Below are 24,963 nucleotides of genomic sequence, written 5' to 3'. Positions count from 1 at the left end.
CGATTATTTTTTTATTGTAGATTATATATTCACTGCAAATCATTCGTGAAATAATCATAGCGAAAATATTTTTTTATGCCTTATGGTTATACATAATATTATAGTATTCATCAGCCATTCTATCACTGTTGAAATTTTGTTTTACGTCTTTCATAGAATTTTGCTGTATTTTTCGCCATTTATCAGGCTGGTCGTAATAAGTAGGAAGAATTTCGTTTTCCAGAAGTTCATATAATTTGTTGAAATCATATCTGTCTTGTTCGTAAATACTCATATTCGCAAAATCTGCTTTCGGAACAACAAAAGCGTTTTCGCCATGTTTTGCAAATTCAGGAATCCAGCCATCGTCAGTAGAAAGATTTACCGAGCCATTCATTGCAGCTGTCATCCCTGATGTACCCGAAGCTTCTCTGGGAACTCGAGGATTATTTAACCATAAATCTGAACCTTGTTTTAAAGATTTGCTTAAAGCCAATTCGTAACCCGTTAAAACCGCCATGTTTTTGTGATTTTTACTCTCTTCCACCAAAACATTGAATGTTGAGATCGAAGAATAATCCATCGGATAAGGTTTTCCGGCCCAAATAATCTGTACGGGATAGTCAGGATTGCTAAGCAATTTTCTAAATCTTTCTTTGTCCTGTAGAAGCAGATCTGCTCTCTTATAACCTGCAAATCTCCTTGCCCAAACGATTGTAAATATATTAGGATCAAATAAATTTCCGGTTTGGTCGGCAACTATTCTGAATAGTCTTTTCTTTAAAATTTTCTTTCTGTAATCGAAAAGAGTATCATTTTTTTCGTCCTTCGAATTGTAAAGCTCTTTGTCGCCCCAATATTTGAATTCCTGAGCGTTGGTAATCGATTTAATCTCACAGATTCCCGGATATTTACTCCACATCGCTCTGGAAACTTCACCATGTAACTGTGAAACACCATTGGCAACCCTCGCCATTTTCAAAGCGCAAAGAGAATGATTGAAAAGTTCGCCGTCGGAACCTTCTATCGCTTTTGCCTCTTCCATGCTTAAACCTGAAAAATAAGACATATCGTAGCAAAGTTTCAGATTGTGTTTTTCGTTTCCTGCTTCTTCCGGAGTGTGAGTAGTAAAAACAAGTTTTTCTTTTACTTTCTGAATATTTCCGTTGTATTTTTTTAGTAAATGAAATGCTGCAGGAAGGCCGTGAGCCTCATTTAGATGATAGACGTCTCTCTCGATATTCATTTCATCCAAAAGTTTTGCACCTCCTTTTCCAAGCAAAATGTATTGTGCTAATTTTGTAGATTCATTGGCATCATACAATCTGTGACAAATTGTTTTTGAAATATGATCGTTTTCCGGTACGTCTGTAGAAAGCAAAAACATGGGTGCTGTGTTGAACGTTTCAGGATCGAGATACCATACTTTCACCCAAACCGGTGCGCTGTGGATTTCGATCTGAAATTTGATACCTGTATCTTCAAGAAAGCTATACATTTTTCTTGTCCACGTGGGCTGCAAAGTCTGATCATGATTTCTTGCCTGATCGTAATATCCGAATTTCCATAAAATTCCGATCCCGATAAGATCCTGATTAAGATTGTACGCACTTCTCATGTGAGATCCCGCTAAGAATCCCAAACCTCCGGAATATATTTTTAAAACCTGCTCCAATGCAAATTCCATTGAGAAATAGGCAACTTTTTTAGAGTATTCTGGGCTGATGTTGAAAGGTACTTTATAATTTCTGAAATCCATAAAATCATTGTTTGCGTTAAATAAGAGTAAAGGTATTAATTAAGAAAAGAAACTCTACATTAATTATGTGATAAATTATTGTAAAAAGAGACTGTTGAATCTTATTTTTAATTACCTTTAAGTGTAAATTTTTGATAATCAAAAACTTTCAGTCTAAACCGTGAAAACCATGTGTCATAATTAATTAAAAAAACAACACATGAAAAGAGCATTTTCTGATGAAGATTTAATAAAAAATCTCAGCTTGTATTATCTCAACCGGCATTTGAAAAAAAAGCCGATGCAAAAATATCACCAAAAGATTGATGAATCACAACTTCATGACCGGGAAAAATATAAGAAAAAAGCAGAAATTTTATTGCTTAACTCTTTTATGCATCATTTTCCGGAAGTTACCTTTGAGAATCTTACCTGCGAAAGTCCTGATTTTATTGCTACGCTTAACGAAAAAAAGATAGGAATAGAATTGACTGAGGTGATCAATCATCTTGATATGAAAAAGTTGGAAAGCAGCTTAAACAAGATTTTCCGTCAGGCAGAAATATTACTCGAACAAGAAGACACTACGAAATATCGTGGTGTTTATTTTTTAGAATTTCATCCCAATATTAAATTTGATTCTCTTGAGAATCAGCAGGAAATTATTTTAAATATTTATAAAAGCATTAAAAGAGGAAAACCTGTCGGTTGTGTGAAAAATATCAGAAAATCTTCTCACCGCAGAAATGTTTTTATTACTTATGAATATAATATGAGTCTTTTTGACGAACTCTGTTCTGAGAAAATCATCGAGCTGATCGAAAAAAAGAACGAAAAGTTCCCATATTACGACACTTCTGTTGATGAATGCTGGCTGGTCATTGTTTCAGATATGAATTCTATTGCGTCGAGATATACTTTCATTCAGGACAGAGAACATCTGAGTCAGGTGAAAAGCCCTTTTCATAAGATTTTTCATCTCGAAAACCTTTGTGGGAATATGACTAATATTAAATAGTATCTATATATAAGTGTAAATTTTATAATTTTATAAATGTTTTATTGATGAATAATATGTTTTTGTCAATATTTTGTGATATTAATTAAATTTGATTATATTTGGTATAATTAATTAATAACCAGATTAACATGAAAAAAACTTTACTATTTATCCTTTTTTGCATTTCACAAAGTTTTTATTCTCAGGCAGACTGTTCTACTGCATTAGCTGTTTGTGGAAACTCGAGCATTACCTACAGCCCTACAGGAATTGGTTTGGTCAACGAATCTTTAGGAGGCTGCCTGATAACCGGAGAGCATAACTCAATATGGTATAAATTAACGATCGCAACAAGCGGAACGCTTACTTTCGATTTGGTTCCCACAAATTCAGATGCAGATTATGACTGGGCAATTTATGGGCCTAATGCTGTCTGCGGAAGTTTAGGTTCGCCAATTCGATGCAATGCCGCAACGGTAATTGGAGTAGGTGCCTCAACAGGATTGGATATGACAAGTACAATTATAAGTGCAGCAGGCGGTTCTACGACTCCTTATTGTCAATATATGGATGTAGTTGCAGGACAAACTTATTACTTATATATCGATAACTGGGTAGGAGCTGGTGGCAGCACCACAGCACCTTTTTCGCTGACATGGGGCGGAACAGCTACTTTAGCTTCTCCTTTTACCAATCCTGCATTACAGCCAAACCCTTTTGTTCCACCGGGAATTCCTGCGGCTAATCCAAATGATCCTCGTGAAATTCTTATTTGCACAAGCCCAGCTTTGTTTGATTTTAGTACGCTGACTGCCGGGATCTTAAATGGAAACCCAAACTTTAGTATTTCTTATCATACATCACAAAATGATGCACTTTCCGGGGCAAGTCCTATTACGGCATCTTTGGTTGTAAATACCACAACAACCTATTATTACAGTATTCATTATCAGGATCCTGCAAATCCTAATAATGCGCTTAATTCTTGTCGACAGATTGGTGCTTTTAAATTTAAATTAGGAAATATTACGGCTAATGATGTAACGATTTATGCGTGTAACAATAACAAAAAAGGACAAGGTATATTTAATTTGGTTGGAGCTAATGTATTTACTGGCTCGAATGTGACGATAACGTATTATCCGACTTTGGCTAATCTAAATGCAGGAACAGGGCAAATTGCTAACCCAAGTCAGTATTTGTCAGCTGAAGGAACTGTTTATGCACATGTGCAAACAACAGATGGCTGTTCTGATAATGCAGTGATTACCCTGCTTTTTTATCCTGAAGTCGTAGTAAATGATGCTACATTGAGAGCTTGTACATTTGATTTTAATCTTAAAACGGCTTCTTTTGATCTTACAAATGCTGTAGTGACAGCTCAGTCAGGAATAACGAAAAAATATTATCCATCGCTTACGGATGCGACCAACGGAACTAATATTATTTCAAACTTCACAACATATATTTCTCCGAATGCAGTGGTATATGTAAAAGTTATTGACGGAAATGGTTGTTATGGTATTGCAAAAATTAATTTGGAAGTAATTCCTCCTGTGTATTCTCAAACTTTAAAAGATAAAACAATCTGTATTGAAGATAGAACGACGTTAGATGCAGGTGCCGGGTTTGATGGCTATGAGTGGAGCACCGGTGCAACAACACAAATTATTTCTGATGTTGGAGTAGGAACTTATTGGGTGAGATTAAAAACCGGAGATTGTATCGCTCAGCAGAGCGTAAAAGTACATTCTTCAGAACAGCCTGTTATTACAAGTGTCGATATTTCTAATACAACAGTGACAGTCAATGTAAATGGAGGAACTGCCCCATACCAATATTCAATGGATGCCATTGCTTGGCAAAATTCTAATGTATTTACGAATGTGAAAAGAGGCGATCACAAAATCTATGTGAAAGACGCTTATGATTGCGAGCCTATAGAAATTGGAATTGTCGTTCCGAACCTTGTAAATGTTATTACACCCAATGGCGACGGTATCAATGATATCATAGATTATTCTGCTTTGGCAAACAAACAGAATTTGATTTTTAATGTTTTTGACAGATACGGAAACAAAATTTTCCAGGCAGATAAAATGAATAATTATAAATGGGACGGAACTGCAGGTAATAAAAAAGTACCTACCGGAAATTACTGGTATTCTGTATCATGGAATGAAAATGATAAAAAAGGAACACCAATTAAATATTCAGGTTGGGTATTGGTGAAAAATAGAGAATAATATAATGATTATATAATGAGAAAGCCATCTTGCAAAAGATGGCTTTTGTTAATTAAAAACTTTTGTATCTTTAAAATAATCAGAGAGATAAAGTATTTTACCGCATTCTGAAAACTGTACAACAGTGCAGATTTCGTTAATGTAAGCTTCCTTACCTGCCATGTTTCCTGAAGAAGAAGTTTGATAAAAATATTTGTTGTTTCCTAAAGAGAAAATTTCAGAAACATTCCATTCAATCTTTTCGTATCGTTTAAAAATAGCTCTGAATAACGCTAATATCCTACTTTTTCCAGAAATTTCTTTCGCCGGTGGAATCCAAATTACAGTTTCGTCAGTAAACCACTTTTCAAGCTTCTCAATATTCAAAGAATTTAAATCCTGCATAAAATGGCTGATCTTACAATTCATAGGTTGCAATTTACATTTATATACGTGAAAAACACTAAATTGGATTTAAATTAAAATAGTAAACATTCATCATGAAAGATTTATTCATTAAAAGGTTTCAATATTATAAGATGCTCGGCGATAAATCATTTGAGCAACTTTCAGACGAGCAGATTTTTTGGCAGTTCAATCAAGAAAGTAATTCAATTGCAATCATTGTGAAGCATGTCGCAGGAAATATGCTGTCGAGATGGACTAATTTTTTAACGGAAGATGGTGAGAAACCGTGGCGAAACCGGGATGAAGAATTCCTAAATACTTTTCAATCCAAAGCTGAGGTTTTAGATTATTGGGAAAAAGGCTGGAAATGTCTCTTTGAAGCTTTGAGTCAGATTAATGATCAAAATTTATATTCAACAATTTATATAAGAAACGAAGGACATTCGGTGATTGATGCAGTTTTCAGACAGCTAGCTCATTATCCTTATCACATCGGTCAGATTGTTTTTATTGCTAAAATGATGAAAAATGATGACTGGAAAACACTTTCCATCGCAAGAAATAAGTCGCAGGATTTTAATAATGAAATGAAAGAGAAATTTACAAATAATGAAGTAGAAATTCAGAATTCTTCTTCCGTTTGTTTTGCCAATAGCCCTGATGTAAGAGACGATTATAAACCATAGACCAAATCGATTTATAATTCATATTAAAATCATTATCTTTGCACCCACAAAATTCAGGAAAATAAATGTCTCACTTTCATAGAACAGCCGCTTTTCATACCCTTGGCTGCAAATTAAATTTTGCGGAAACATCTACTATTGCCCGTCAATTAACAGATGCAGGTTATGATAAGGTAAGCTTTGATGATAGAGCAGATATTTATGTAATCAATACTTGTTCGGTTACCGAAAATGCCGATCGTGAATGTAAACTTCACGTAAAAAGAGCGATGAAAGCTAATCCTGAAGGTTTAGTAGTAATTGTAGGTTGCTATGCACAGTTGAAACCTGAAGAAATTTCACAGATTACCGGTGTTGATTTGGTTCTTGGAGCCAAAGAAAAATTCAATATTCTGAGTTATTTGGATGATTTGGAAAAATCTGAAAGCGAAGGTGTTGTTCATTCATGCGAAATTGAAGAAACTGATTTCTTTATCGGAAGTTACTCCATCGGAGACAGAACCAGAGCTTTTCTGAAAGTTCAGGATGGTTGTGATTATAAATGTACATACTGTACAATTCCTTTAGCAAGAGGGATTTCTCGTTCAGACACCATCGAAAATGTTCTGAAAAATGCTAAAGAAATTGCCGAAAGAGATATCAAAGAAATCGTTTTGACAGGTGTGAATATCGGTGACTACGGTAAAGGTGAATTCGGAAACAAAAGACACGAGCATACTTTTTTAGATTTAATTTCTGAGCTTGATCAGGTGGAAGGCATCGAAAGAATTCGTATTTCTTCAATAGAGCCCAATCTTTTGAAAGACGAAAGCATCGAGTTGGTTTCTAAAAGCAAGAGTTTTGTACCACATTTTCATATTCCTCTGCAATCCGGAAGCGACGAGTTGTTGAAAAAAATGAAACGCCGTTATCTTACCAAATTGTATAACGACAGGGTTAATAAAATCCGTGAAGTAATGCCTGATGCAGCAATTGGAGTAGATGTTATCGTTGGTTTCCCTGGCGAGACCGAAGAATTATTCATGGAAACATATAACTTCCTGAATAATCTACCGATTTCTTATCTTCATGTATTTACTTATTCTGAAAGAGAAAATACAGAAGCGGTAGGAATGCAGGGTGTTGTTCCGATTCCGGAGCGAAAAAAGCGCAATAAAATGCTTAGAATTCTTTCCGAAAAGAAAAAAATGGCATTTTACCAGACTCAATTAGGGAAAACGCTTCCCGTTCTTTGGGAGCACGAAAATAAAGACGGCAAAATGTACGGCTTCACAGAAAATTATGTAAGGGTACAAAAAGATTTTGACCAAGCCTCGGTAAATCAAATTGAATTTCTGAATTTAGAAAAAATCCTGTCAGATGGCACAGTTTCTGTGCAATCGTCTTACGAAAGTTTTTTAGCAAAAGCTTAGTCTGTTTGCTATATTTCCACTACATTTAATCTTTAACGTTTTAAATCTATATTCTTATGAGAGATAAGTTTTTATCTTGGGGAATTGTATTGGTAGCTGCAACGTGGGTTGTGGCATTACTGATCAAAGCACATTATTGGATTCCTACACTATTGACAGCAATTTATGCATTAGGAGTTTATAATACTTACCAGACAAAACACGCAATTCTAAGGAATTTTCCTGTATTAGGATATTTCAGATACTTTTTTGAAGATATTTCGCCCGAAATGCAGCAATATTTCATTGAAAGAGAAACCGATGGAAAGCCATTTCCCAGAAATCAACGTTCTGCGGTGTATAGACGTTCAAAAAACCTGAGCGATACCGTTCCTTTTGGGACTCAGTTAGAAGTGAACCACAGAAAGTATGAAGGAATAAAACATTCCATTTATGCTAAATCTCCAAAAGAAGAACTTCCCAGAGTTTGGGTTGGGGGTGAACAGTGTTCTCAGCCTTATCATGCTTCATTATTTAATATTTCGGCAATGAGTTTTGGTGCATTGAGTGACAGAGCACAAATTTCGCTGAATAGGGGTGCGAAAAAAGGAAACTTCTATCATAATACAGGAGAAGGTGGAATTTCGCCTCACCATTTGGAAGGAGGAGATTTATGCTGGCAAATAGGAACCGGATATTTCGGTTGTAGAGACGAAGAAGGTAAATTTAATCCTGAATTATTTACAAAATATTCTAATCTTCCAAGTGTGAAAATGGTTGAAATTAAATTGTCTCAAGGTGCAAAGCCCGGTCATGGCGGAGTTTTACCAGGAGTAAAAAACACACCTGAAATTGCAAAAATACGTCATGTCACACCGGGAGTAACTATTATTTCCCCTCCTTCGCATTCATCTTTCTCTGATGCTGCCGGATTATTGAGGTTTGTACAACAGTTGAGAGAACTTTCCGGAGGAAAACCTGTTGGTTTTAAATTGTGTATTGGTGATACTAAAGAGTTTGAAGATATCTGCGTTCAGATGAATGTTTTGAAAATTTATCCTGATTTTATTACCATTGACGGAGCAGAAGGAGGTACCGGAGCTGCACCGCCTGAATTTTCTGATGGAGTAGGGATGCCTTTAGAACCAGCGTTGATATTTGTAAATCGTACACTGAAAAATTATAATCTACGTAATAAATTAAGAGTAATTGCAAGTGGAAAAGTTCTGACAAGTTTAGATATTTTGAGAGCCGTTGCAATGGGTGCAGATATGTGTAACAATGCAAGAGGATTTATGTTTTCTCTTGGCTGTATTCAGGCTTTGCGATGTAATAATAATAATTGCCCGACAGGTGTTGCAACGCAGGATAAAATGTTGATTAAAGGACTCGATGTTACTGATAAAGCAGAAAGGGTTTATCATTTTCACAAAAATACTTTACACACCTGTAATGAATTAATTGCTGCGGCAGGAAGAAGTTCTTATGAAGAAGTAGATGCAAGTATGTTTATGCGAGGAGATGAATTTGAGCATCTTTCAGATAAATATTTCCCGGATATTTTAGGGAATGTGAGATAAATAAAAAGCGCTTCAAAATATTTTGAAGCGCTTTTTGTATGTTTTAATTAATTACTTACTTATTGTTGATTAGAAGGTCTATGCACTGCTTTGTAAATTTGGAAATTAAAAACAAAAGATGCATTCTGTAGATTATAATAATTAGCATTTCTCGCGAATGCAGCTTTAGAGGGTACAATAATTACACCTTGTAAATTATAGGGGTTTGCATCTGGTAGATTTTCAAAACCTGTAAACTGTTTTAAGCCTTCTTTCAGACCTGCTATTTCATAATAGCTGCTATTCTGTCCGGCAGCAACTCTGACACTTTTTTTAACAAAATAAAATGTTGGATCAGTTACAGGGGAACCGCTTCCATCAATGGTATTTAAAAGAACTCCTGGATTACCAAGCGAGATGTTTCCGTCTGTTTCTGTAGCAAGATAATAATTGGCTCTCATCATTGTTTTAATCTGCGTAGAATCTCCAATTGCTACACCTGTTGAAGGAGGAGTGCTGTCTTCAGGCTGAGCTCCGGTTCTTTTGATGTAAATAACTCCCGAAGGAAGTGTTTGAGGATTTAGCTGAGATAGTTTTTTCTCATTGTCATCGGCTGCATCAGCAGTGAAAGCTTTGATGTTTCCCTGCAGATCTAAGTAGTTGTTATCCATGAATTTCTGAATAGCCTGCTCGTCATAAGAATTTCTTACATTGATATCTTCCGGTTCTACGAAGGTCTCCACTTCATCATCCTTTTTACAAGCTGCGAAACACAACGATCCTGCAAGGATATACAAAAATATTTTTTTCATTTCAAAAACTTTAATTACTTTACAAATAATATAACGACAAAAGTATAAAAAAATATGAGAATAGATAAATTTTTATGGAGCATTCGTTTTTATAAAACAAGATCGGTATCGGCAGATGAAATAAAAAAGAACAGGGTTTCTATCGGAAACTCAGTCGTGAAGTCCTCCAAAGAAGTAAAAGAAGGAGATGTTATCAAAATTCGTAAAAACCAAATTGAGTATAAAATTAAGGTAATACAGATCCCTAAAAGTAGAATTGGAGCTAAATTGGTGCCACTTCATATCAAAGATGTGACCGATAAAGATCAGTATGAGCAATTGATGATGCGAAAAATGTCCCAGGAATACTACCGAAACAGGGGAGAGGGAAGACCTACCAAAAAAGACAGAAGAGACATGGATGGATATGTAGAAAACGATGTCACTGCTGATTTTACAGATTGGGACGATTTTTTTGGTGAAGACGGCAGTGATGCTGAAACCAACGATTAAAATAATTAATGAATAGAAAAACTCTAGAGATAGAGCTTTTCTATTATTTCCTGAATGATGTCTTCAGGATCCTTTTGATCGGTATTAATGCTAAGCTGAGCTTTGCTGTAGTAAACATTTCGCTCAAATAAATGTTTGGCAATAAATTCCGGAAGATCTTCATCAGCAATTTTTGCAATCAAAGGTCTCTTTTCCTTCTGTTTTGAAATTCTTTCTGCTAAAGTTGCGATAGAAGCTCTTAAATAAACACTCGCCGAATTATTATTAATGATTTCCATATTATTATAATACACCGGCGTTCCCCCGCCCAGACTCAAAACTATGTTTTCCTGGGTAGCTAAAATCTCCTCTAAAGTTTCTCTTTCTAACTTTCTAAAGTAAATTTCTCCCTTTTTTTCGAATATTTCAGGAATAGTCAATTTATTTCGTCGAGAAATTTCTTTATCGAGGTCAATTAATTTAAAATTTATTTTGTCGCTTAATATTTTGGAAATGTGAGATTTGCCACTCCCCATGTACCCTACTAGTGAAATTATCATGAAATTATTTTAAACAAATTTGCGAAAAAGTTTTGAGATAATGAAAAAAGTCCTATCTTTGCACCACTAAAAACAAGGGACATTACTTAACAATGAAACTTGATAATAAAGTGACCGACTCGGTAGCTCAGCTGGTAGAGCAATACACTTTTAATGTATGGGTCCTGGGTTCGAATCCCAGCCGGGTCACTAGCAAAAAATTACTAGAATTTTGTAATTTTATTGCCTGTGTGGTGAAATTGGTAGACACGCCATCTTGAGGGGGTGGTTTCCTAAGGATGTGCTGGTTCGAGTCCAGTCGCAGGCACTGCAAAAAAAAATATTTGATTAATAATTGATATTTTATAAAAATAATTTTATATTTGTCGACGTTAATTTAATGTGACCGACTCGGTAGCTCAGCTGGTAGAGCAATACACTTTTAATGTATGGGTCCTGGGTTCGAATCCCAGCCGGGTCACAAGTTTACTGAAAAGTAAATTTTTTTCATATTAATATTTTGTGATTTGGTGTTCAAAGGCTTCCTTCCGGAAGCCTTTGATTTTTTGTTTCAGTCCAAATGCATATTGTCAATCAATCTTACTCCGTCTACATTCACTACAATAAATGCTCTGTAAGAATTTTCATTTTCTTTTTGATCAATTTCTTTTAATGTATCCTCGTCAGCAATTAAAAAATATTCCAATTCCATATTTTCCTGAGTGCTGAAAATTTCATTTATCTTTTCCTTAATTGCAGAAACAGAAATATTTTTAAACCATTCTTTAACTTTAATCAAAGTTTCAAAAATAATTTTAGCATCGCCTTTTCTTTCTTCAGCAAGACGTTGGTTTCTGGAGCTTAAAGCTAAACCGTTTTCGGCTCTGTAGATAGAAACGCCTATTATTTTAATAGGGAGTTGCTTTTTCTCAACCATTTTACTGATAATTGCCAATTGCTGGAAGTCTTTTTCTCCAAAATAAGCATTGTTGGGTTTTACCTGTCTGAAAAGCTCTTCAACGACAGTTCCGACACCGTCAAAGTGTCCGGGTCTTGATTTTCCTTCCATTTCATTTTCCAGTCCGTCATAATCATAATGCTGGCTTTCTGTTTTCTCAGGATAAATATCTTCAACTTGTGGAAGATAAACAGCATCTACCAAACCGGAGTTTTCAAGAATAGATATATCGCGGTCAGTATCTCTTGGATATTTTTCCAGATCTTCGGCATTGTTAAACTGTGTAGGATTTACAAAAATTGAAGAAATCACCAAGTCATTTTCTTTTCTTGCGGCCTCATACAATGATAGATGACCATTGTGTAAAGCTCCCATCGTAGGTGCAAAACCAATTTTTTTGCCCATTTCCTTCTGTCTTTCTATAAAATCCTGAAGTGTTTTTTTGTTTTTTAGAACTTCCATAGTTTGTTTTAATAACAATTCAAAAATACTAAATATTAAGATATTCATTTTTAGTTTTCATGCATTATCTTGAGAACTATCGTAAAAAAATGTTAATTAGGATAATGTTGAATGTTTTTTCGTAATTTTGCATATTAAGCGTTATTTAAAAATTATATAAAAAATTATATGCCCAATCAGAAAATACTGTACATTACCACAGAGATGTACCCTTATCAGGAAGACACAAATTTAGGAGCGGTGGTAAACAAGATGGCACTTAAAATGCACCAAGAAGGCAATGATGTAAGAGTTTTTATGCCAAGATTCGGACAGATAAGTGAGAGAAAATTCCAGTTACATGAGGTAATTCGTCTTTCAGGGATGAATATTATCATTAATGATTTAGATCAGCCCTTAATTATTAAAGTAGCTTCACTTCCGGGCGAGAGACTGCAGGTTTATTTCATCGATAACGAAGAATATTTCAAAAGAAAGCAATATTATTTTGATGATGCAGGAGTAGCGTTTGAGGATAATGATGAGAGAGCTATATTCTTTGCACGTGGTGTAATAGAAACAATCAAAAAACTAAATTGGGTGCCGGATGTAATCCACTTAAATGGATGGATGTCTTCTTTTGTGCCTATTTATCTGAAAACATACTACAAATCTGATACTTATTTCAAAGATGCAAAAATTGTACTTTCATTATATAATGAGAAAAATGCGGCTTTGGCAGGAAATGTAAGTGACAAACTGAAGTTTGATAATATTTCAGAATTAAATGCGTTAAATAACCCAAGCTTCGAGAGTTTCGTAATTGAAAGTATGAATTACGTAGACGAAGTTGTAAAAGGTGACGAGTTTTTGAACGGTGATCTTGATAAAGGCTTCAACGAAACAGCTACATCAAAATCTGAATACCTGGATGTAGACTCTATCAGTAAATTATATTAATATACATTTTGATGATTTATAATATTAGAAAATTTTTCACCATTCTTTCTGTAATGGTTTTAGGTGGTGTTTTGGTTTATAACTGTGAGCCGGAGCCGGATTCTTTAGGTGAACAATTATTTTTGAATGGTGCGGCAGAAGGTAATGAAACTTCTTATGATCTTATTGCTTACAACATAGATAATAATGATACAATAAGAACAGATGCATTTAAGTTATTAAGTCTTGTGAGCTCTGGTTCAACTTCTTCCACAGCCGTTTTAGGAGCTTTTAATGAGAAGCAGTTTGGGAAGCAGAAAGCTTCTTATTTTACTCAGGTAAGATTAGCTGCCAATAATCCTGATTTTGGAACGAATGCAGTGGTTGATTCTGTAGTTCTTGTTCTTAAACCGATTGTAAGCGATTCTCTTACAACTACTACGGACGAAAGTTATGTTTTTCCTAATGGAAATGTAGATGCTAAAAAAGTTGTGAATACATATCCTATTAAAAAATATGGTAAAGCAAAACTTAACGGAGGTAAACTTACCTTACAAGTAAATGAAGTTACCGAATTTATGAATGGACTTAATGATATTGTCTATTCTAATAAAAACTTCGGTACAAATACTACAGCCTTAGGTTCAAAAGAAATTAAAAATGGAAGTGTAAGCTCTGTTGTCATTACAAAAGATTCTGATAATACTGAATTATTTACTGCATCTGCACCTTCAGTGAGAATTCCGCTGACAGCATCGGTTTTCCAAACTAAAATTATAGACAAAAAGGGACAACCTGAATTAAGTGATGTTTCTAATTTTATCAGACATTTCAAAGGTTTAAAAGTTTCTGTAGTTGAAGAAGACGGTTATTTATTCCAGTTTACTCCAAACGACATGCAGCTTATCATGTATTATAAAAATGATAAGGTTGAAAACGGAGTTACAACAAGACCTCAAACAACATACGAATTTGCTATAAAAGGTTCTAATATGCATTCTGCTTATTATGAATACGACAGAACAAATGCTATCATTAATGATTATGCTAACGGAAATACTACAACAGGAGACTTAAAGCTTTATGCACAAGGAATGGGAGGTAATTCTATTGGTATCAAATTTAAAGAGGAAGAGATTGCTAAACTGAAAAAGCTTTATCAAGATGATAAAGCAGCAATCATTACTGCGAAAATCAGGATCTATACGGATGAAGCTACTTGGTCTACTCCTTATGCGAAGCCAACAGCGAGTGATTTTACTATCGTTCAAAAAGATAAAGATGCAAATGGAAAAGAAACAACAGCATTTACAGCAGATTATACTTCTTTAGGAGCATTATTTATTCCTGTAAGAGCTTATAATACAGATAAAAATCCTGCTTATTATGATTTTACGGTAACGCAGTCTTTAAAAGATATTGTTGAATCTGGAGCTGCTTATAATAATAAATATTTCAAAATTGATCTTGCTCAGTTTGCACCGAACTCTTCAGGTACTGTAGCAGGGTATAATTATACAACAAGAGCGTTTTCAATGTTACGAACTGTCTTTGTAGGTTCTGATCCTTCAAATCAGAACAAAATACAGTTAAAAGTTACTTACGGGACAAAAAAATAAATATTAAAATACATTTGATTAAAATATGTGCGGAATAGTTGGTTATACAGGTTTTCAGGATGCTTATGATATTGTTATCAACGGTCTTAGAAGACTAGAATATAGAGGTTATGACAGTGCCGGTATTGTTTTAGAAAATACAGAAAACAGTTTTAGCGTCGAAAAGACTAAAGGGAAGGTTGATGATTTGGTCAATATTTCTAATAATTTAAAAGGAACGTCCAAAATAGGAATGGGGCATACACGTTGGGCAACTCATGGTGTACCAAGTGACAGAAATTCACATCCTCATGTTTCAAATAATAATAAGATAGCACTTGTTCATAACGGAATCATTGAAAATTATGATACGATTAAAACAATGCTTACCGAGAAAGGTTTTTCTTTCAAATCGGAAACTGATACGGAAGTTTTAGTTAATCTTATCCAGTATTTTACAGATATTAATCCTGAGATAGATTTTCCTGAAGCAGTAAGATATGCCCTAAACGAAGTGTATGGTGCTTATGCAATTACTGTAATGCATGAAGATCATCCGGGAGTTTTGGTTGTTGCAAGATTGGGTTCTCCGTTAGCAATTGGAATTGGTGATAAAGAATATTTTATTGCCTCTGATGCATCTCCTTTTGTTGAGTTTACGAAAGAAGCTATTTATCTGGAAGAAGGTCATATGGCAACTATATCTTTAGAAGGAGGGGTAGACATTAGAACAATTACCGAAAATTCTAAGATAATTCCTGAAATTCAGGAGCTGAAATTAAGTTTAGAGCAAATCGAAAAAGGTGGATATGAGCATTTTATGCTTAAAGAAATTTTCGAACAGCCAAAATCTATTCATGATACAATGAGAGGAAGACTTATTGTAAATGAAGGAGTTATTAAAATGGCAGGAATCTGGGATCATCTTGAAAGATTTAAAAATGCAAACAGAATCATTATTATCGCTTGCGGTACTTCGTGGCATGCGGGTCTTATTGGTGAATATCTGATCGAAGAATTTGCAAGAGTTCCTGTAGAAGTAGAATATGCTTCAGAATTCAGATACAGAAATCCTATTATTACAGATAAAGATGTTGTAATTGCTATTTCTCAGTCAGGAGAAACTGCAGATACTATGGCTGCTTTAAAATTAGCTAAAGAAAAAGGTGCATTTATATATGGTATATGTAATGTCGTTGATTCTTCAATCGCGAGAATTACAGATGCAGGATCTTATACCCATGCAGGACCAGAAATTGGTGTTGCTTCTACCAAAGCATTTACAGCTCAGTTGACGATTCTTTCTTTAATAGCATTAAAATTAGGAAAACACAACGGTAATTTAGGAAATGCAGATTTTATGAGTCTAATTTCTGAATTGGATGCGCTTCCTAAAAAAATTGAAGAAGTTCTGGAAGCTACTCACGAGCTCACTCAGCATATTGCAAAAGACTTTATCAATGCAACCAATTTCCTTTATTTAGGAAGAGGATACAATTATCCTGCAGCATTGGAAGGAGCTCTTAAATTGAAAGAAATTTCATACATCCATGCAGAAGGCTATCCTGCTGCTGAAATGAAGCACGGCCCAATTGCATTAATTGACGAAAATATGCCAATTGTTATCATTGCTCCAAAAAGAGGTCATTATGATAAGATTGTAAGCAATGTACAAGAAATTAAAGCAAGAAAAGGAAAAGTAATTGCGGTGGTAAACAAAGGAGATACACAGGTAAGCGCAATGGCTGACTATGTGATAGAAATTCCTGAAACATCAGAATGCTTTTCTCCAATAGTAGCTTCAGTGCCTTTACAGCTTTTAGCTTATTATATAGCGGTGTATAGGGGAGCCAACGTAGATCAGCCAAGAAATCTTGCAAAATCAGTAACTGTAGAGTAAAAAGGACTTGGAAATAAAATAAGTTCAGGTTTTTTTCGTTATTATAAAAAAAATCTTAAAAGTTTCTTAAAAAAATTATATATTTACGGCTTAATTATAAAAATTAACATGAAAAGGATATTTCTTTTATTATTGTCTGCGTCGGTAGCATCGGTATCTTGTTCAGGTGGTGGATCTTCTTCTGTAGGGAAGCCTGGAACAAAAGGAGAATTGATACCTAGAGAAAAAACAAAATCATTCGTTGCACAGAGACCTTATGGTATGGTGGCAATTCCTGGCGGTTCTTTTATTGCTGGTATGGCCGATGAATCATTTACCAATAACGGTGAAACTGCACCTTTGAAAACGGTAACTGTTGCTCCTTTCTTTATGGATGAAGCAGAAACTACTAATGCAGAATACAGAGTTTTCATCAATTATGTAAGAGATTCTATCGCTAGAACGATGCTTGCTGAAGCAGCAGGTGAGGGCGGTGAAGGTGGCGGCCGAGGTGCAAGCATCGGAGATTACGCTTATCTTGCTAAAAAAGAAGAAGACCTTACACCTTATCAGGAATATCTTGAAGGAGCTGGTGGAAGAGATGATGGTTTCGATGCAAGCAAAAAATTAGACTGGAAAATTCCATTACATTGGAATACGTCTAAATATCCTGATGTAGAATACGCTGAAGTTCTTGAGTCTATGTATTTACCTGCATCTTCTAGAGTAGGTAGCGAAAGACTTATTGATGTTAGCAAACTAAAATACAATTATAGATGGGGAGATATGGATGCTGCTCTTGCTGATAACGAAAGAGGTGTAAACTTCTTGAGAAGCGAAAGCATTGCAATCTATCCGGATACAACAGTTTGGGTTAATGATTTCCACTTTACTTATAATGAGCCTTTATTTGAGCAGTATTTCTGGCACAAAGCTTACAAAGATTATCCTGTTGTAGGGGTAACTTGGGATCAGGCAAGAGCATACTGTGACTTCAGAACTAAATTGAAGTCTGATTATAATGAAAGCTTGAAAAGAAAACAACAAAGACCTTTACGTTTCCGTCTTCCTAATGAAATGGAGTGGGAATACGCAGCAAGAGGAGGTAAGCAAAATGCTACTTATCCTTGGGGTGGTCCTTATCTGATGGATGATAGAGGTTGTTATCTAGCAAACTTCAAGCCAAAAAGAGGTAGCTATATGGAAGATGAGATAAAAGGTACATATACTTACACAGCACCGGTAAAAAAATTCAAAAAGAATACTTTTGGGTTATTTGATATGGCTGGTAACGTATCTGAGTGGACTGATTCAGGATACAACAATTCTGCATACGGATTCTCTTCTACTTTAAACCCTTCTATTAAATCTAAAACAGACGACAAAAAATCTGTAAGAGGAGGTTCTTGGAAAGATGTTGGTTATATGTTGATGACGGGTGCAAGAGACTGGGAAAACAAAGATTCTGCTAGAAGTTATATCGGTTTCAGAACGGTACAAGATATTCCAGAAGCAGCTGTTAAAGCGAAAAGAGTTAACAGATAATATTGCTTAAATCATTTTTATTATCAATTCATAACACTTAAAAAAACTAACTTATATGTTTAAGACTAAAGATGCTTGGATGAATTTCTTCTATTCATTCGGTGCTGCAATTGTAATTCTTGGAGCTTGGCTTAAAATTACTCACATTACCTTGGGACCTATTAACGGAAACATCGCTCTTACCGTAGGGCTTGTAACTGAGGCAATTATCTTTATCATTTTTGCATTCGACCCTCCTGCTGCTGAAGAGTCGTACCACTGGGAAAACGTTTATCCTGAATTGTTGGATAAGCATGCAAACCCAAATCCTTTACATTCAAACATTTCTGCTAAAAATACTAGCGCTCAGTTTGCTGAGTTGGAGAACTCTCTTTCAACTAAGTTAGATAAAATGCTTCAGGATGCTAAGCTTGATGTACAATTATTTGACAGATTAAGAACAGGGATTGATAAATTTTCAAACTCAGTAGATCAAATCAACCAAACTGTTGACGTATCTGCTTCTACACACAAATATAATGATCAGTTAAACAAAGCTGCTGCACACATGGAAAGCATGAACGCTCTTTATGCAATGCAGTTAGAAAACGGTCAGAAACAATCAGATTTTGCTAAAAAATATGTTGATGATATGCAGAAATCAGCAGAGCAGTCTGAGAAATTTAATCAAGAATTACAAGGTTTAACTACTAACTTAAACAGCTTAAATAGAGTTTATGGTGGTATGTTAACTGCTATGAAGTCATAATCCTTAACCATTAATTAAATAAAACTAAAGAAAAGAGAATGGCAAAAGGAAAACAGACTCCACGTCAGAAGATGATCAACCTAATGTATTTGGTGTTCATCGCTATGATGGCCCTAAACATTGATGTTGAAATCATCAGATCGTATTACGATTCTACAAGAGCCCTAAATGAAACAAGGTTTTTGACTGAGCAGAAAAATGAAGATATTTTTGAAAAAACATTAGAGGCAAAAGCTCAGCAAGTACCTGACACTTATGCTACACCTTGGGAACAGTATAAAACACTGAAGAGCAAGATTGATGTTTTGGTAAGCTCTGCAGAAGATATTAAAGTTACGCTGAAAAAGCAATCAGACTTCCATGATAAAGATCCTAAAACAGGAAAAGACATGGACGTAAGTGAGAACTTCTCAGCATTGAATAATAATGAGGCTACAACTGAATATTTCTTTAAAGATGGCGACGAAAATTCTCCTTCTCCAAAAGCTTTAGAGCTTAAAAAGAAATTGGATGACGTAAGATCTTATATTGTAGCTACTTTTGGAGGTAACGCCCAGTTATTGAAATTAGTAGAAAGAGCAAACAGATCTATCATTGCAGACTATCCTGCCGGAAAATCTCCAAATGGTAAGACTTGGTTTCAGAATAAATTCTATCACCAGCCTCTTATTGCTGCGATTTCAAATCTTGAGATTATTCAGAATGACGCAAGAAACGTACAATCGGATGCATTGGCGTTGATGCTTCAGGAAAAAGTAGATGCTAGTATTAAGTTTACAAGTTATGAAGCAATTGTTTCTGCTCCGACAGATGTTCAAGCTGGTAAAAAAGCTGAGGCGGTTGTAATGCTTGGTAACTATTCAAACAGTAGTAAAATCAGCATCAGTGGTGTAAGCAGACAAGAAAACGGTAAAGGATATCTTCCTTTAAATACTGGAGGTCTTGGAGAGAAAAAGATTGGTGGTGTAATTACTTTAACAGATGCTACAGGAAAAGCTCAGCAATTCCCGTTCACACATACTTATAATGTAATCGCTGGTCCTCAACAGGTAAAACTAGAACAAGGGCTATTGCTTTCTGCTGATAAGATGAATGTAATGTATAGAGGATTAGAAAACCCTGTTACAGGATCTATCCTTGGTGCAGACAATGCTAAACTATCTTTATCTGCTCCGGGAGCAGTGGTTAAGAATACTGGTAAAGGTAAGTGGAATGTTGTTCCATCAACTGGAAATATTGTGAAATTAACTCTATCAGGTACGGATCCTACTGGTAAAACAGTATCGCAAGTATTTGAATATAGAATTAAGGGAGTTCCTAGACCACAAGGTCAGATCAGAGGAAAGGCTGTTAATTTTATGCCTGTTGGTTCTATTCCAAATCAAATTGTTGCTGCGGCATTACCTGATTTTGATTTCCCGGTTTCGTTCACTGTTAACAGTTTCATTTTGAAACTTCCAGGAAGAGCTGGTACTATGATTCAAGGTAACTCATTATCTTCTGCAGAAGGGTTAATCAGAAATCTTAGACCGGGTGATGTTGTTCAGATTTATGATATCCAAGCTACGGCTACTGGACTTGGTAATCAACGATTGAAAGAAATATCACCAGTTATTATCAATGTTCAATAACATTAATTTGTAAATTCATATTATGAAAAAATATATTAGCAGTCTTTTAGTATTAGCTTCTGGGTTTGCATTTTCTCAGACTATTCTAAATGCTTCTTCACCGGAAGAATTCAGACAGATGAGAGCTGAAAATATGAAAAAAGTAGGAGATACTGTTATCAGCAATAAAATAACCCCACTTGAATATGGCTTTGTAGATGAAAAAGACATCTTAAAAAGTATGATGGTTTGGGAAATAATTGACCTTAATGATAAAATTAATCAGCCATTCTACTATGATAATCCTAATGGATTAACATCTAGAACTACAAGATCTTTGTATCAAATTTTATTAGATGCAGCTTTAAGTGGTCAGATTGATGAAGTTTATGAAGATGAAAACTTTTCTACTAAATCTACTCCTGAAGCGATTAGAAAGAAGTTGGAGAGTGAAAGAATTGATGATGAATTAATTGAAATTATTAACTCTGGAAGAACTCCTACAGAGGCCGAGAAAAAGCAATATGTAGACTTAATCAGAACAACTACTGATAAAGTTAAAGTTCTAAAGATTATGGGAATGTGGTTCATCGACAAAAGAGATGGCATGATGAAATACAGACCTATTGGTATTGCTGCAATGGGACCTGACCCAACTTCAATTGGAAGAATAGGACCAGATGGTCAGCCTTTAGCTGGAGCCGACGAATTAGTTGATTTATTTTGGGTTTATTATCCAAAAGCAAGAGATATTTTAGCAAACAATTATGTCTACAACAGAGCAAATTCGTCAGCGGATTTATCTTTTGATGATATAATTAATGCAAGAAGATTCTCTTCAATCATCTACAAATCAAGCAACGGTCTTGGAGATGGTACGATTAAAGATTATATTCCTAGAAATGCTGAAGAGCAATTGGCTGAAAGTCAAAGAATCAAAGATCAGATTCTTCAAATGGAAAATGATATGTGGAATTACTAAATTTCACTTGATATTTATAAAAAACCTGAGTACTTTTACTCAGGTTTTTTTGTTAAGAATGACCTTTCATAAATACAATTTAATAACGCATTCGATTGTTATTGCTTTTAAAAATTAAGATTTTGATATGAGAAATGTAGATTACATCATAGTTGGTGATGGTTATGCGGCTCTGTTTTTTGCTCATCAGTTATTATTAAATAACAAATCATTTGTAATTTTCTCGGAGGGTAAGAAAAGTGCATCGCAAATTTCTGCCGGAATTATTAATCCCGTAGTCTTAAAAAAGTTTACTACATTTTGGCTAGCTCAGGAACAAATTGATTTTCTAAAAAAATCTCTTAAAGAAATAGAATCTTATACAGGTCAAAATTATCTGATAGAATCTCCTATTCATAGAATTTTTCATGATGAGAACGAACAGAAACTCTGGCTTAAAAAATCTGATAATGATGAGTTAAGAAACTTTTTAGATGAAAATTTCGCTCATTTAAGTGGTGTTAAAAACGACTTTCAGACTGGCAAGGTGAATCAGTCAGCCAGACTCAATGTTAAAGGATTTTTTAACGGTTTATTGAGCTATTTGGAAAATAAAGGAAATTTGATCAAAGAAAAATTTGATTATTCACTAATTGATACTTCAAATTCTACTTACAAAGATTTTAGCTTTAAAAACATTTTGTTCAGCGAAGGAATGGGAGTAAAAGAAAATCCTTACTTTTCAGATATTGCTGTTAATCCAAACAAAGGGCATCATATTCGCGTCAAACTTTCTGAATCTATTCCTAAAGATATTACCATTAAGAAAAAGCACTTTTTGTTTCCTTTGGATGATAATCTCCATTTTTATGGCGGAACGTACGACCGTGAACAACTTCATCACGAAATTGACAATTCTGCAGTCGAACAGTTACAAAAAGGTCTTTCAGAATTTTATCCAAATGACTTTGAAATTAAAGAAGTGCATTTTGGATTCAGGCCAACGGTAAAAGATAGACGACCAATTTTGGGAAGACATTCTCAGCATCAAAATTTTTATGTTTTTAATGGTTTAGGAGCTCGAGGAATTCTTAATGGCTGCTATTTCTCAAAAACATTGTTCGATTATATAGAAAATGATATTCCATTGCCTGGAGAGATTTCAATCGATAGGTTTAATCAAAAAGACGCTTAAAAAAGCGTCTTTTTTTATTGTAATGCGATCTTTTTGGTGGGTTGATCTTTTTTTGCATGAAATAAAACCATGTCAGCATCTTTTTTTAAGAAAGTGACTTCGTATTTTGTTTCAGTAAATTGATATTTATTGTCATCAGTAGAAAAACCGGGGTTTTCTGCATTTTTATAAAGTTCATAAGATTGCCCGTTAAGTCTTACAATGACAGTATTCTTGGTGTTATTCGTAATGATTTCCATTTCATCACCATGACGGTCAGCGAGTGTTACCTTAGTGATGTCGTCTTGAGAGATTGGCTTTTCTTGCTTAACGATTGATGTGTCTGGGTCTTTAGCCGAGTGTTTACAGGCTGATAGAGTGAGGATTATAAGAAATCCGGGTAAAAGTTTTTTCATTTGTAATTTTGGTTTTTAAAGGTTTCATATTATTTTGCTTTGGTTGTGTAAAATTACAATTATTTTTCCTTAAAATATGTTAATTTTTAATAATTTAAAGAATTTAGATTCTGAATATAGTCTTTTTTTAATGTTAAATATAATTAATTGGTTCTCTCATTCATTTTTCAGCTGATTTCAAGAAGAGTTAAATTTTGTTAATAGTGAATTAAGTATTAAAATCTCAGCTTACATTTGCAACTTGTAATGAGAAACTATATTGTATACTTTTTGACAACGCTTTTTCTGCTATTCGTAGTGGAAAGCAAACTTAATGTCAAAACTTTATACAATGACTTTTCAACTCATATTTCTCACAATTATCCTGAAAAGGTAGATCACTCAACTCATTCTGTACAGAAGTTTTCTATTCAGCAATCTACTGACAGTGGTGATAATTTTTCATTTGATGTTGCAGAAGAAGATTTCCAGTTAGCTGACAGTCTGCAGACAATTATTACTTTTGCCTGTGTTTTCGGACTGATTTATTCTTTTGGGCTATTATTCAAAAAAAGGGTTAAACCTTCAATTCCCAACTTTTTACAGCATGTTCATTCTGTAAAAACGTTTATTCTGGTTCGATCTATCAGAATCTAAAATTTCGTTTTCCGATTATCATTTTGGCTCCAAAACGGAGCTAGAAGCATTGCGTTGTGACTTTTCTGGTTTTCACAAAGTAAATATTTTCAAAATTATTATTCAATCAACATTTAACGATTTATACCACTCTAAAATTATGATGAAAAGAGTTGTCCCAGGCGTTGTATTAAGCGCTGTTCTCTTACTGTTTAGCTGTAACGAGAAGAAGGAAGAAAAACAAGAAGACTCAGTGTATCCGGTGACTTCCCCCGTAAAAATGGATACCATTATTAATAAAGACTTTGTTGCTCAGGTACAGTCTGTAAAAAATATCGAAGTGCGGGCTCAGGAAAAAGGTTTCCTAGAAAAAATCTATGTAGACGAAGGTCAGTATGTAAAGGCTGGACAGACATTATTCAGAATTATGCCTCAGGTTTATCAGGCCGAATTATTAAAAGCAAAAGCTGAAGTAGAGCAGGCTTCAATTGAATTGAGAAATGCGAGTACACTTGCCAACAATGATATCGTTTCAAAGAACGAGAGGTTAATGGCAAAAGCAAAACTAGACGCAGCCAATGCAGAAATGAGATTGGCGCAAATTCACCTTTCATTTACTGATATCAAAGCGCCATTTTCTGGTGTAATTGATAGAATTCCTTTAAAATTAGGAAGTCTCGTTGATGAAGGTGATCTTTTGACTACGCTTTCAGACAATACCAATATTTACACATATTTCAATGTTTCCGAGCCTGAATATTTAAATTATCAAACCAATGTTGCAGGCCGTGGAAATCAAAATGTAAGTTTGGTGATGGCAAACGGAGATTTGTTTAATCAGACTGGACAAATTCAAACCATTGAAGGCCAGTTTGATAATGAAACGGGGAATATCGCTTTCAGAGCTAAGTTTCCAAATCCTGAAAAGTTATTAAGAAATGGTGAAACCGGAAAAATAAGAATGACTTTACCGCTTAAAAATGCATTAATCATTCCTCAGAAAGCAACGTATGAAATTCAGGATCAGAAATATGTTTTTGTAATTGATAAAAAGGGAGTTGCAAAATCTAAAAATATCAAAGTGTCTTATGAACTTCCGGATATCTATGTTGTTTCTTCAGGAATTTCTCCGGATGAAAAAATCTTGTTAGAAGGTGTTCAGAAGGTGAAAGATGATCAGAAAGTAAAGGTGAAATTTCAGGATCCGAAGAAAGTTCTTCAGTCTTTAAAATTAAAAGCAGAGTAAAAAATAAGTGATAATTGATAAGCGA

Annotated in this window: 22 protein-coding genes and 3 tRNA genes; 19 read left to right on the top strand and 6 right to left on the bottom strand. The window is 34.6% G+C overall.

What is annotated here, in order from left to right:
• Nucleotides 1-73: 73 nt before the first annotated feature.
• A complete protein-coding gene (gene glgP / locus OH814_RS11685) occupies nt 74-1,738 on the bottom strand; it encodes an alpha-glucan family phosphorylase (RefSeq protein ID WP_123885947.1) in 1,665 nt (554 codons plus the stop codon).
• A gap of 199 nt (nt 1,739-1,937) precedes the next feature.
• Here glgP and OH814_RS11680 point away from each other — a divergent pair, with 199 nt between their 5' ends.
• Both OH814_RS11680 and OH814_RS11675 read left to right on the top strand, forming a co-directional pair.
• The gene (locus OH814_RS11680; protein WP_076562508.1) at nt 1,938-2,735 is read left to right on the top strand and encodes a hypothetical protein; all 798 of its coding nucleotides are present in this window, start codon (nt 1,938-1,940) and stop codon (nt 2,733-2,735) included.
• 131 nt (nt 2,736-2,866) lie between these two features.
• The gene (locus OH814_RS11675) at nt 2,867-4,963 is read left to right on the top strand and encodes a T9SS type B sorting domain-containing protein (RefSeq protein WP_308828267.1); all 2,097 of its coding nucleotides are present in this window, start codon (nt 2,867-2,869) and stop codon (nt 4,961-4,963) included.
• Between the two features lie 48 nt (nt 4,964-5,011).
• Here the strand turns inward: OH814_RS11675 and OH814_RS11670 are convergent, their stop codons facing one another.
• Nucleotides 5,012-5,371: a nuclear transport factor 2 family protein gene (locus OH814_RS11670; protein WP_083677096.1), complete on the bottom strand. Its 360-nt coding sequence runs from the start codon at nt 5,369-5,371 to the stop codon at nt 5,012-5,014.
• Between the two features lie 71 nt (nt 5,372-5,442).
• Here OH814_RS11670 and OH814_RS11665 point away from each other — a divergent pair, with 71 nt between their 5' ends.
• The 3 genes from OH814_RS11665 (at nt 5,443) to OH814_RS11655 (ending at nt 9,007) form a co-directional block, all read left to right on the top strand.
• Nucleotides 5,443-6,036: a DUF1572 domain-containing protein gene (locus tag OH814_RS11665; protein ID WP_308828266.1), complete on the top strand. Its 594-nt coding sequence runs from the start codon at nt 5,443-5,445 to the stop codon at nt 6,034-6,036.
• Nucleotides 6,037-6,101: 65 nt separating this feature from the next.
• Nucleotides 6,102-7,448: a tRNA (N(6)-L-threonylcarbamoyladenosine(37)-C(2))-methylthiotransferase MtaB gene (gene mtaB, locus OH814_RS11660; RefSeq protein ID WP_308828265.1), complete on the top strand. Its 1,347-nt coding sequence runs from the start codon at nt 6,102-6,104 to the stop codon at nt 7,446-7,448.
• Nucleotides 7,449-7,504: 56 nt separating this feature from the next.
• Entirely contained in the window at nt 7,505-9,007 is a 1,503-nt protein-coding gene (locus OH814_RS11655) for an FMN-binding glutamate synthase family protein (RefSeq protein WP_308828264.1), read from the top strand.
• A gap of 59 nt (nt 9,008-9,066) precedes the next feature.
• On the opposite strand, the gene OH814_RS11650 is transcribed toward OH814_RS11655, so the two are convergent.
• A complete protein-coding gene (locus OH814_RS11650; RefSeq protein WP_076562499.1) occupies nt 9,067-9,798 on the bottom strand; it encodes a hypothetical protein in 732 nt (243 codons plus the stop codon).
• A 54-nt stretch (nt 9,799-9,852) separates the two neighbouring features.
• Here OH814_RS11650 and OH814_RS11645 point away from each other — a divergent pair, with 54 nt between their 5' ends.
• Nucleotides 9,853-10,290 carry an RNA-binding S4 domain-containing protein gene (locus tag OH814_RS11645; RefSeq protein ID WP_279194725.1) on the top strand — a complete coding sequence of 146 codons (438 nt, stop codon included), beginning with the start codon at nt 9,853-9,855 and terminating at the stop codon, nt 10,288-10,290.
• A 23-nt stretch (nt 10,291-10,313) separates the two neighbouring features.
• On the opposite strand, the gene OH814_RS11640 is transcribed toward OH814_RS11645, so the two are convergent.
• The gene (locus tag OH814_RS11640) at nt 10,314-10,829 is read right to left on the bottom strand and encodes a shikimate kinase (RefSeq protein WP_308828263.1); all 516 of its coding nucleotides are present in this window, start codon (nt 10,827-10,829) and stop codon (nt 10,314-10,316) included.
• A 116-nt stretch (nt 10,830-10,945) separates the two neighbouring features.
• Here OH814_RS11640 and OH814_RS11635 point away from each other — a divergent pair.
• The 3 genes from OH814_RS11635 to OH814_RS11625 all read left to right on the top strand — a co-directional run bounded on the left by OH814_RS11635 (nt 10,946) and on the right by OH814_RS11625 (nt 11,289).
• Nucleotides 10,946-11,018 (top strand) — tRNA-Lys (locus tag OH814_RS11635).
• Nucleotides 11,019-11,053: 35 nt separating this feature from the next.
• Nucleotides 11,054-11,136: transfer RNA gene (locus OH814_RS11630), tRNA-Leu, on the top strand.
• Nucleotides 11,137-11,216: 80 nt separating this feature from the next.
• A tRNA-Lys gene (locus OH814_RS11625) sits at nt 11,217-11,289 on the top strand.
• 90 nt (nt 11,290-11,379) lie between these two features.
• On the opposite strand, the gene panC is transcribed toward OH814_RS11625, so the two are convergent.
• Entirely contained in the window at nt 11,380-12,228 is an 849-nt protein-coding gene (gene panC / locus OH814_RS11620; RefSeq protein WP_308828262.1) for a pantoate--beta-alanine ligase, read from the bottom strand.
• A 168-nt stretch (nt 12,229-12,396) separates the two neighbouring features.
• Here panC and OH814_RS11615 point away from each other — a divergent pair, with 168 nt between their 5' ends.
• The 8 genes from OH814_RS11615 (at nt 12,397) to OH814_RS11580 (ending at nt 22,682) form a co-directional block, all read left to right on the top strand.
• Entirely contained in the window at nt 12,397-13,167 is a 771-nt protein-coding gene (locus tag OH814_RS11615) for a glycogen/starch synthase (protein ID WP_308828261.1), read from the top strand.
• Nucleotides 13,168-13,178: 11 nt separating this feature from the next.
• Nucleotides 13,179-14,765: a DUF4270 family protein gene (locus OH814_RS11610; RefSeq protein ID WP_308828260.1), complete on the top strand. Its 1,587-nt coding sequence runs from the start codon at nt 13,179-13,181 to the stop codon at nt 14,763-14,765.
• A gap of 25 nt (nt 14,766-14,790) precedes the next feature.
• Complete coding sequence (gene glmS, locus OH814_RS11605; RefSeq protein ID WP_076562488.1) at nt 14,791-16,644, top strand: glutamine--fructose-6-phosphate transaminase (isomerizing); 1,854 nt, start codon at nt 14,791-14,793, stop codon at nt 16,642-16,644.
• A gap of 108 nt (nt 16,645-16,752) precedes the next feature.
• On the top strand, nt 16,753-18,168 hold the full coding sequence (gene gldK / locus OH814_RS11600) for a gliding motility lipoprotein GldK (protein WP_076562486.1): 1,416 nt from the start codon (nt 16,753-16,755) through the stop codon (nt 18,166-18,168).
• A 55-nt stretch (nt 18,169-18,223) separates the two neighbouring features.
• The gene (gldL, locus tag OH814_RS11595; protein WP_308828259.1) at nt 18,224-18,916 is read left to right on the top strand and encodes a gliding motility protein GldL; all 693 of its coding nucleotides are present in this window, start codon (nt 18,224-18,226) and stop codon (nt 18,914-18,916) included.
• A 38-nt stretch (nt 18,917-18,954) separates the two neighbouring features.
• On the top strand, nt 18,955-20,547 hold the full coding sequence (locus OH814_RS11590) for a GldM family protein (protein WP_076562480.1): 1,593 nt from the start codon (nt 18,955-18,957) through the stop codon (nt 20,545-20,547).
• Nucleotides 20,548-20,569: 22 nt separating this feature from the next.
• Nucleotides 20,570-21,508, top strand: coding sequence for a gliding motility protein GldN (gene gldN, locus OH814_RS11585; RefSeq protein ID WP_076562478.1), 939 nt, complete (start codon nt 20,570-20,572; stop codon nt 21,506-21,508).
• 127 nt (nt 21,509-21,635) lie between these two features.
• A complete protein-coding gene (locus OH814_RS11580; protein WP_308828258.1) occupies nt 21,636-22,682 on the top strand; it encodes an FAD-dependent oxidoreductase in 1,047 nt (348 codons plus the stop codon).
• Between the two features lie 14 nt (nt 22,683-22,696).
• Here the strand turns inward: OH814_RS11580 and OH814_RS11575 are convergent, their stop codons facing one another.
• A complete protein-coding gene (locus OH814_RS11575) occupies nt 22,697-23,077 on the bottom strand; it encodes a hypothetical protein (RefSeq protein WP_076562474.1) in 381 nt (126 codons plus the stop codon).
• 246 nt (nt 23,078-23,323) lie between these two features.
• Here OH814_RS11575 and OH814_RS11570 point away from each other — a divergent pair, with 246 nt between their 5' ends.
• The gene (locus OH814_RS11570; RefSeq protein ID WP_115620137.1) at nt 23,324-23,713 is read left to right on the top strand and encodes a hypothetical protein; all 390 of its coding nucleotides are present in this window, start codon (nt 23,324-23,326) and stop codon (nt 23,711-23,713) included.
• Nucleotides 23,714-23,855: 142 nt separating this feature from the next.
• Entirely contained in the window at nt 23,856-24,938 is a 1,083-nt protein-coding gene (locus tag OH814_RS11565; RefSeq protein ID WP_374990569.1) for an efflux RND transporter periplasmic adaptor subunit, read from the top strand.
• Nucleotides 24,939-24,963 lie beyond the last annotated feature (25 nt).

It is taken from the genome of Chryseobacterium sp. CFS15 (assembly GCF_031118795.1).
Classification (GTDB): Bacteria; Bacteroidota; Bacteroidia; order Flavobacteriales; family Weeksellaceae; genus Chryseobacterium; species Chryseobacterium indoltheticum.
The sequence above is the reverse complement of the archived record's forward strand: the minus strand, read 5'-3'. Positions and strand labels throughout refer to the sequence as shown.